This window comes from Clostridium celatum (assembly GCF_021412605.1).
GTDB lineage: Bacteria > Bacillota > Clostridia > Clostridiales > Clostridiaceae > Clostridium > Clostridium celatum.
In genome coordinates, this window is the sequence record NZ_JAJKGM010000068.1 from 1 (window position 1) to 8343 (window position 8343).

The following is an 8343-nucleotide window of genomic DNA, read 5'->3' on the forward strand; positions in this document are numbered from 1 at the left end:
AATATTAAATTTTATCCACAACTAATAATAGAAAAACCCTCTGTTTTTAAACAGGGGGTTTTTCAACAAACTGGAAATTAAATAGAAGGACTATATCTTTTGATATAGTCCTTCTATTTAATTTATTCTTCTATATAAGCATTTTCAAAGTAAACTTGACCTAATGGTGATACAACAACACCTTTAACCTTTGGATTTACAGCCTTTACTTGAGTATAATAATAAATAGGTATTATTGGCATTTCATCCATTAATATATCTTCTGCTTGTCTTAAAATTTCAGATCTTTTTACTGAATCTGTTTCAGCCATAGCTTGTGTAATTAATGAATCATACTCTTCATTTGAGAACTTCGGATCATTATTACCTAATCCAGTCATCCACATGTCTAAGAATGTCATTGGATCAACATAATCTCCAATCCATCCATGTCTAGCAATTTGGAAATTACCATTCTTTCTTGAATCTTGGAATACTGCCCACTCTTGATTAGCAAGTTCTACATTTACACCAATAGCAGCCCACATTTGTTGTATACTTTCAGCAATAAGCTTATTACCTTCATTTGTATTATATAGTAATTCAAATGTTGGTAATCCTTCACCATTTGGATATCCAGCCTCTTCTAATAAGGCTTTAGCTTTTTCAATATTTCCATCCATATCATCAACATCCCAGTATTTCTTATCTGCAAACTCTGTTCCTTCTTCACCGCCTGGGATTCCTTCTGGAACATAGCTATATGCTGGAATTTGTCCACCCATAGTAACATTTTCAACTATTGTTGTTCTATCTATTGCTAATGATAGTGCCTGTCTAACTCTCTTATCACTTAATGCCTTTTGTACATCTTCAGGTAATTTATCAGTATTATTATTTACATTAATAGCATAGAAATAAGTCCCAAGGTAAGGATAAATTTCTACATATCCTTCTTCTTGCCCTGGTTGTATCTCAGCTGTTGGTAGATTTTCTGACATATCAACTTCACCATTTTTAACTGATGCATAAGCTGAAACTTCATCTTCAATCATTCTAAACTTTAAAGTATCTAATTTAACATTATCTTTTCCATAATAATTTTCATTTTTAACAAATACATATGAATCCTTCATATTATATTCTTTTAAAGTAAAAGGACCATTTGAAACATATAATTCTGGCTCTTGTGTCCAAGCATCTGGATTAGCTGAAACTATATCTTCCCTAACAGGCATTAATGTTGGAAATGCTGTTAATTCTAAAAAATAAGTAGTTGGATTCTTTAGTGTAACTTCTAATGTTTCATCATCTAAAGCCTTAACACCAACCTCATCAACAGATCCTGAACCAGTATTATACTCTTCTGCTCCAACTAAATAATATAATTGGAAAGCATAATCTGCTGCTGTATCTGGGTTCAACACTCTCTTCCATGCATACTCAAAGTCTCCAGCTTTAACTTGCTCACCATCTGACCATTTAGCATCTGATCTTAAATGGAAAGTATATACTAAATTGTCTTCACTTACATCATAACTTTCTGCAATTCCAGGAATTGCTTTTTGATTTTCATCTAGTTTCATTAACCCTTCAAATGCATTTGCAATTATTATTGAACCATCTACTGCATTATTTAGAGCTGGATCAATTGTTTTAGTTTCTGCCCCTAAATTATAAACTAATTCCTGTTCACTTTCCGTAGTTTCAGTTGTAGATGATGTTTGGTTATTTTCTGTTTCAGTACTACTATCCCCAGTCTCATTAGAACCACAGCCAACAAGAGAAGTAACTCCTAATGCCAATGCTAGTGCTAATGCACATAGCTTTTTTATTTTGCCTGTTTTCATTGTTTATCCCCCTTTTATTATATAAATATATATAACTTGCTTTAGCAAATTATTATCTTATTTTAAAATAAATGACATGCAACAAAATGACCCTTTTCTAATTCCTTCATTTTGGGTTCTTCTTGGCCACAAATAGCTTTAGCATATCTGCACCTTCCTTTAAATCTACACCCTGGTGGCGGATCTATAGGTGATGGTATATCACCTTCTAATATAATTCTTTTATTTACTTTTGCAATTCTTGGATCTGGAATTGGTACTGAAGATAAAAGTGCTTGAGTATATGGGTGCATTGGATTTGAATAAACTTCTGTACTTGTTCCTTTTTCAACTAATTTTCCTAAATACATAACACCTATATGAGTAGATATATGTTTAACCATAGATAAATCGTGCGCTATAAACAAATATGTCAATTTAAACTCTTCTTGTAATTCTTCAAGCATATTAATAACTTGAGCCTGTATAGATACATCTAAAGCTGATATGGGCTCATCACAAACTATAAATTTAGGTTCTACAGCCAATGCTCTTGCTATACCAATACGTTGCCTTTGCCCACCTGAAAATTCATGTGCATATCTATTTATATGAGATCCATTAAGTCCAACTTTATCTAAAAGAAACCTAATTCTATCATCTCTTTCTTTACCTTTATATAAGTCATGTATATCTATAGACTCTCCAATTATATCTCCGACGGTCATTCGTGGATTTAAAGATGCATATGGATCTTGAAATATCATTTGCATTTGTCTTCTAAAAGGTAACATCTGCTTATCATTAAAATTTGTGATATCTATTCCATCAAATATAATATTACCCTTAGTTGCTTTATAAAGATTTAATACAGTTCTTCCAGTTGTAGTTTTACCACAGCCAGATTCACCTACTAATCCTAATGTTTCTCCTTCATTAATTGTAAAAGAAACATCATCAACTGCCTTGACATAGCTTTCACGTGAAAATAATCCTTTTTTAACTTCAAAATATTTACATAGATTTTTCACTTCTAATAACACTTCTTTTTCAGCCATTAAACGTTCCTCCTAGTATTTTTTCAACTTTTGGTGCATTTTTATGACAAAGCCAACATGCTGATTTATGACCTTCACCTAAATCAAATAATGGCGGTTGATTTTTAAGACAAACTTTCATTGCATAATTACACCTAGCCACAAATGGGCATCCTTCAGGTGGTTTTAATAAATCAGGTGGTTGCCCTTCTATAGGAACTAACTTTTCTTTAATTTCTTGCTTAGGGTTAGGCACACTATTTAAAAGCCCCCATGTATATGGATGTTTACTTCTATAAAATATATCCTCATCGCTTCCTTCTTCAACAATTATTCCACCATACATTACATTAATTCTTGTACAAAGATCTGCAACTACCCCTAAATCATGAGTTATAAGTATAATAGATGTATTTAATTTACTTTTTAAATCTTTCATTAAATCTAATATTTGTGCTTGTATTGTTACATCTAAGGCTGTTGTTGGCTCATCTGCAATTATAAGTTTTGGTTCACATATAAGACTCATTGCAATCATAGCCCTTTGCCTCATTCCGCCTGAAAATTCATGAGGATATTGCTTCATTCTTTTTTCAGGACTTGGTATTCCAACTAAATCAAGCATTTTTATTGCAAGTGCATTTGCTTCTTTTTTTGATATTTTTTTATGTTTAATTAGATGTTCTGTTAATTGATTACCTACTGTATACAAAGGATTTAATGATGTCATCGGATCTTGAAATATCATAGCTAAATCATTACCTCTAATATTTTGCATTTCCTTTTCAGTCATATTAGTAATATCTTTATTATCAAATGAAATTAAATCAGCAGTTATTTTAGCGTTTTTTCCCAACAATCTCATTATAGACATCATACTTACAGACTTTCCACAGCCTGATTCTCCAACAACTCCAAGGGCTTCACCTTTTTCTAAATAAAAGGATATTCCCCTTACAGCTTGAACATCTCCAATATGAGTTTGAAAGGAGGTTTTTAAGTTATTAACTTCTAATAATTTGCTCATTATATTTTCCTCCTATCTTTGATGTTTTGGATCTAATGCTTCTGTTAATCCATCACCTAATAAATTAAATGATAAAATTATTATACAAATCATAAGTGCTGGAAAAAACAATTGATACGGATATCTATAAATAGAATTCATTGCATCATTACAAAGTGTTCCAAGTGATGCTAATGGCGCATTAATCCCTAAACCTAAATAGCTTAAAAAGGCTTCTGTAAATATTGCTGATGGAACAAATAATGTCAATGTTACTATTATTGATCCCATACAATTTGGTATTAAATGTCTTATTAGTATTCTTTTTTTAGATGCCCCTAAAGTTCTAGCTGCAAGGACAAATTCTTGTTGTTTTAATTGAAGTATATCTCCTCTAACTATTCTTGCCATTCCTACCCAATAAGAAATAGAAAGTGCTAAAACTATAGTTCCAACTCCACTTGAACCAATTCCAGCAGCTCTAAAAGCAACCATTATTAATACCACATAAATCATTGTAGGAATTGAATATAGAACATCAACTATTCTCATCATTATATTATCTACTTTTCCACCTACAAATCCAGCAATACCCCCATATAAAACTCCAACAACTAAATTTATCGCTGCTGCTGAAAACCCAATTATAAGTGAGTATCTAGCTCCATACATTACTCTAACAAATATATCTCTTCCAATTGCATCTGTACCAAAAATATGCTGAAGCGTTGGGCCTTGATTATTTAATTTATGATTTGTTTCTGCATAACCATATGGAGATACTATAGGTACTATTATTGCTAATAAAATAACTAATAAAATTATTATTAAAGATATAAGTGCAACTTTATTTGCCTTCAACCTTCTCCAAGCATCTTTCCAATATCCCACACTTGGTCTTACTATTGTTTCAAGCTTTCTTTCTTCTTCATTTAAAGGAGCAAATAACTCTTCCGCAAATTCAAAATCTTCTTTAATTTTTGACTCCATATTTTCTCCCCCTTATCACTTAATCTCATCTAGCTTAATTCTTGGATCTATAAGTACATATATTAAATCAACAATTAAATTGCATGTAACTATAAGTATTGCATAAAATACCACTACTCCAAGTAAAGCTGAATAATCTCTATTTGGTATAGTTGAAACAAATTCTTTACCTAATCCAGGAATATTAAAAATCTTTTCTACTACAAATGAACCTGTTAATATACCAGCAACTAAAGGTCCTAAATACGTTACTACTGGAATCATTGAATTTTTTAATGCATGTTTAAATATAACAACTTTATTACTTAATCCTTTTGCTTTTGCAGTTCTTATATAATCAGATTTTAAAACATCCATAAGCTTACTTCTTGTTAATCTTGTTATGAAAGCAGTAGAACTTCCTGCAAGCGCAATTACCGGCATTATATAACTTTTCCATCCATCAAGTCCTGTGGTCGGTAATAATTTTAAATGACTAGCAAAAACATATATAAGCAAAGCACTAATTACAAAACTCGGAATTGTTATTCCTAAAGTTGCAATAAACATACAAAGTCTATCTGGCCATTTGTTTGCATTTAATGCAGATATTATCCCTAGTAATACACCTATAGTTACTGAAAAAATAACTGCTATACCTCCAACTTTTGCAGATTTAGGAAAAGATACTTTTATTGTATTAGAAACTTGCCTTCCTCTAAATTGCATAGATTCTCCTAAATCACCTTTTAATAAATTAGTAATATACATTAAATATTGCTCGCCCAAAGGTTTGTCCAATCCATATTTAGCTTCAAGATTTGCTTTTATTTGAGGTGTAATTTTATCACCATCAAAAGGACCTCCAGGCATTAATCTAATTAAAAAGAATGTTAAAGTAACTACTACCCAAATAGTTACTAAACTAGATAATATTCTTTTCCCAATATACTTTATCATTTAAACGCCCCCCCTTTTATATTTATTTCCCATATTTATTCAATTGTATTTATATATTATTATATATATTTTCCAAATATTGTCAATAAAGTTTATCAATTATTTCTTTATACTTTTGATAAACTCTTAATATTATTCCTTTTTTTTAATAATATGGAAATGTGTAACTATTAAGAAAACGCTTAAACCTAGATATTTACTTATTTTAAACTTTAAATATCAATGTTTATAAAAATATTTTTTTAATAATTTTTATATAAATATATTACTCTTTCACGTACATTAATACCTTTTTATACTATTCTGTACGAACACTCAATAAAAAATAGTATTATATCCATTGAATATAATACTATTTTTATCACTTTTATATCTTTTTTATAAATGTATTAATTTTATCTAATGCCATATTTAACTCTTCATCAGAGTAACAATAAGATATTCTTATATATCCCTCTCCACCAATTCCAAAAGCACTACCTGGCACACATGCAACCTTTTCTTCATGCAATAGCCTTGTTGCAAATTCTTCAGATGTCATATTAAACTTTTTAATACTTGGAAATACATAAAATGCTCCTTTAGGTTCTACTACTTCAAATTGCATTTCTTTAAGCTTATTTACAACTAAATCTCTTCTTTTTCTAAATATATCCTTCATATAATAAACTTCTTTTAAACCATACTTTAACCCTTCATATACTGCATATTGACAAATTGATGGTGCACATGAAACATTATATTGATGTATTTTCATAATTTCATTCATAAGATTATATGAACATGCAAAATACCCTAATCTTAATCCAGTCATAGAAAACATTTTAGAAAACCCACTAACATATATAATTTTATCTAAAATTTCATTTTCTTGTGCTATACTGTAATATTCCTCATAACATAATGCTTCATAAATTTCATCTGTTATAACAATAATATCATTTTCTCTTATAATTTTAATTAATTGGTCTCTTTCACTTCTAGATAAAATTGCACCAGTAGGATTAGATGGTAAAGATAATACTAAATACTTTATTCTCTCTTCCTTAATTTTTTTCTCTATTTCATTTGTATTAATTTTAAAATTATTATCTAAAGAATAATTTACAACCTCCCCGCCTAAAATTGTAACTATACTCTCATAAGCTGGATATGCAGGAGTAGGAATTAAAACCTTATCCTTATTATTAATTAATGCTGTAAATATACTAAATAATGCTTCACTTCCACCTACTGTAATACAAATATTATCTTCCTTGTACACAATATTTAACTTATTTAAATATTTACAAATCTCTTGTCTTAATTCTAGTATCCCAGCATTACTAGTGTATGTAGTCTTATTATTTTCTATTGCCTTTTTTAACCCATTTTCTATTGCCATTGGTAATTTAAAATCTGGTTGTCCTAATGTTAATGAAATAGCCCCATCTACTTTTTGAACTTCATTATAAAATTTTCTTATTCCTGAAATTTGAACATTACTTAAATTTCTATTCATTTGTTTCGCCCCCTTATATATTAAAATTCTTGATATATAATAATATTTAACTATATATTAATACTTTTTAAACATATTTTTTATTTATTCATTGTATTAATTTTATATTATTGAAATAAAAAGGTAAAGTTTTTTCTATCTTTTTCCTGTTTTCTCTTTTATATCTTATTTTTTTCTATTATAATAAAATTGTCTGTAAAAAAAACTGGGGCATAATGCAGAAAGGATGATTTTATGAATTATAATTTAACAGACCCATATGAAATTGCTAGATTTATTAAAGAATCTAAGAAATCAACACCTGTAAAGGTATATGTAAATGGAGACTTAAGCGATATTTCTGATGAAAATATAGAATTGTATGGTTCAAATAACTTCTACATACTATTTGGTGAATCAGATATAATTACTGAGCTTATTATAAACAATAAGCACAAGATTAAATCTTTTAGAGTAGAAACAGATAGAAGAAATTCTGCTATACCTATGCTAGACTTTTTATCAATTGATGCTAGAATTGAACCTGGTGCAATTATTAGAGATAAAGTCACCATTAAGAAAAATGCAGTAATTATGATGGGGGCAGTTATTAATATCGGTGCTGAAATTGGTGAAGGTACAATGGTTGATATGAATGCAGTAGTAGGGGCACGTGGAAAACTTGGTAATAGAGTTCATCTTGGTGCTGGAGCTGTTGTTGCTGGAGTATTAGAACCACCTAGTAAAGATCCTTGTTATATAGAAGATGATGCAATGATTGGTGCTAACGCTGTTATATTAGAAGGGGTTAAAATAGGTAAGGGATCTGTTGTAGCTGCTGGTTCTGTAGTTGTAGAAGATGTACCAGCAGGAGTTGTAGTGGCAGGAACCCCTGCAAAAATTGTTAAATACGTAGATGATAAAACAAAAAATAAAACTCAAATTTTAGCAGACTTAAGAAAATAAATATAAAAATAATAGGCTATGCAAAATGCATAGCCTATTATTTTTCAGTTTGTTGAAAAACCCCCTGTTTAAAAACAGAGGGTTTTTCTATTATTAGTTGTGGATAAAATTTAATAT

At 29.6% G+C, this 8343-nt stretch carries 7 protein-coding genes; 1 reads left to right on the forward strand and 6 read right to left on the reverse strand.

Annotated features, from left to right (window positions below):
• Positions 1-122 precede the first annotated feature (122 nt).
• From LPC13_RS16095 to LPC13_RS16120, 6 genes are all read right to left on the reverse strand, one after another.
• Positions 123-1829, reverse strand: coding sequence for a peptide ABC transporter substrate-binding protein (locus LPC13_RS16095; protein WP_005214856.1), 1707 nt, complete (start codon positions 1827-1829; stop codon positions 123-125).
• Positions 1830-1891: 62 nt separating this feature from the next.
• Positions 1892-2866 (reverse strand): ABC transporter ATP-binding protein, encoded by a 975-nt coding sequence (locus LPC13_RS16100; protein ID WP_005214853.1) that lies wholly within the window; start codon positions 2864-2866, stop codon positions 1892-1894.
• Positions 2859-3872 (reverse strand): ABC transporter ATP-binding protein, encoded by a 1014-nt coding sequence (locus LPC13_RS16105; RefSeq protein ID WP_005214851.1) that lies wholly within the window; start codon positions 3870-3872, stop codon positions 2859-2861. The genes LPC13_RS16100 and LPC13_RS16105 overlap by 8 nt, the downstream gene beginning before the upstream one ends.
• A 12-nt stretch (positions 3873-3884) precedes the next feature.
• Positions 3885-4841, reverse strand: coding sequence for an ABC transporter permease (locus LPC13_RS16110; protein ID WP_005214849.1), 957 nt, complete (start codon positions 4839-4841; stop codon positions 3885-3887).
• A gap of 15 nt (positions 4842-4856) precedes the next feature.
• The gene (locus LPC13_RS16115; RefSeq protein WP_005214848.1) at positions 4857-5780 is read right to left on the reverse strand and encodes an ABC transporter permease; all 924 of its coding nucleotides are present in this window, start codon (positions 5778-5780) and stop codon (positions 4857-4859) included.
• Positions 5781-6147: 367 nt separating this feature from the next.
• Complete coding sequence (locus LPC13_RS16120; RefSeq protein ID WP_005214846.1) at positions 6148-7281, reverse strand: pyridoxal phosphate-dependent aminotransferase; 1134 nt, start codon at positions 7279-7281, stop codon at positions 6148-6150.
• A gap of 234 nt (positions 7282-7515) precedes the next feature.
• Between LPC13_RS16120 and dapD the strand changes: the two genes are divergently transcribed.
• The gene (gene dapD, locus LPC13_RS16125) at positions 7516-8226 is read left to right on the forward strand and encodes a 2,3,4,5-tetrahydropyridine-2,6-dicarboxylate N-acetyltransferase (RefSeq protein WP_005214844.1); all 711 of its coding nucleotides are present in this window, start codon (positions 7516-7518) and stop codon (positions 8224-8226) included.
• Positions 8227-8343: the final 117 nt, after the last annotated feature.

Coding starts and splice junctions, on each gene's coding strand:
- LPC13_RS16115 (WP_005214848.1), bottom strand. CDS start 5,780: ATGATAAAGTATATTGGGAAAAGAATATTATCTAGTTTAGTAACTATT.
- LPC13_RS16120 (WP_005214846.1), bottom strand. CDS start 7,281: ATGAATAGAAATTTAAGTAATGTTCAAATTTCAGGAATAAGAAAATTT.
- LPC13_RS16095 (WP_005214856.1), bottom strand. CDS start 1,829: ATGAAAACAGGCAAAATAAAAAAGCTATGTGCATTAGCACTAGCATTG.
- LPC13_RS16110 (WP_005214849.1), bottom strand. CDS start 4,841: ATGGAGTCAAAAATTAAAGAAGATTTTGAATTTGCGGAAGAGTTATTT.
- LPC13_RS16100 (WP_005214853.1), bottom strand. CDS start 2,866: ATGGCTGAAAAAGAAGTGTTATTAGAAGTGAAAAATCTATGTAAATAT.
- dapD (WP_005214844.1), top strand. CDS start 7,516: ATGAATTATAATTTAACAGACCCATATGAAATTGCTAGATTTATTAAA.
- LPC13_RS16105 (WP_005214851.1), bottom strand. CDS start 3,872: ATGAGCAAATTATTAGAAGTTAATAACTTAAAAACCTCCTTTCAAACT.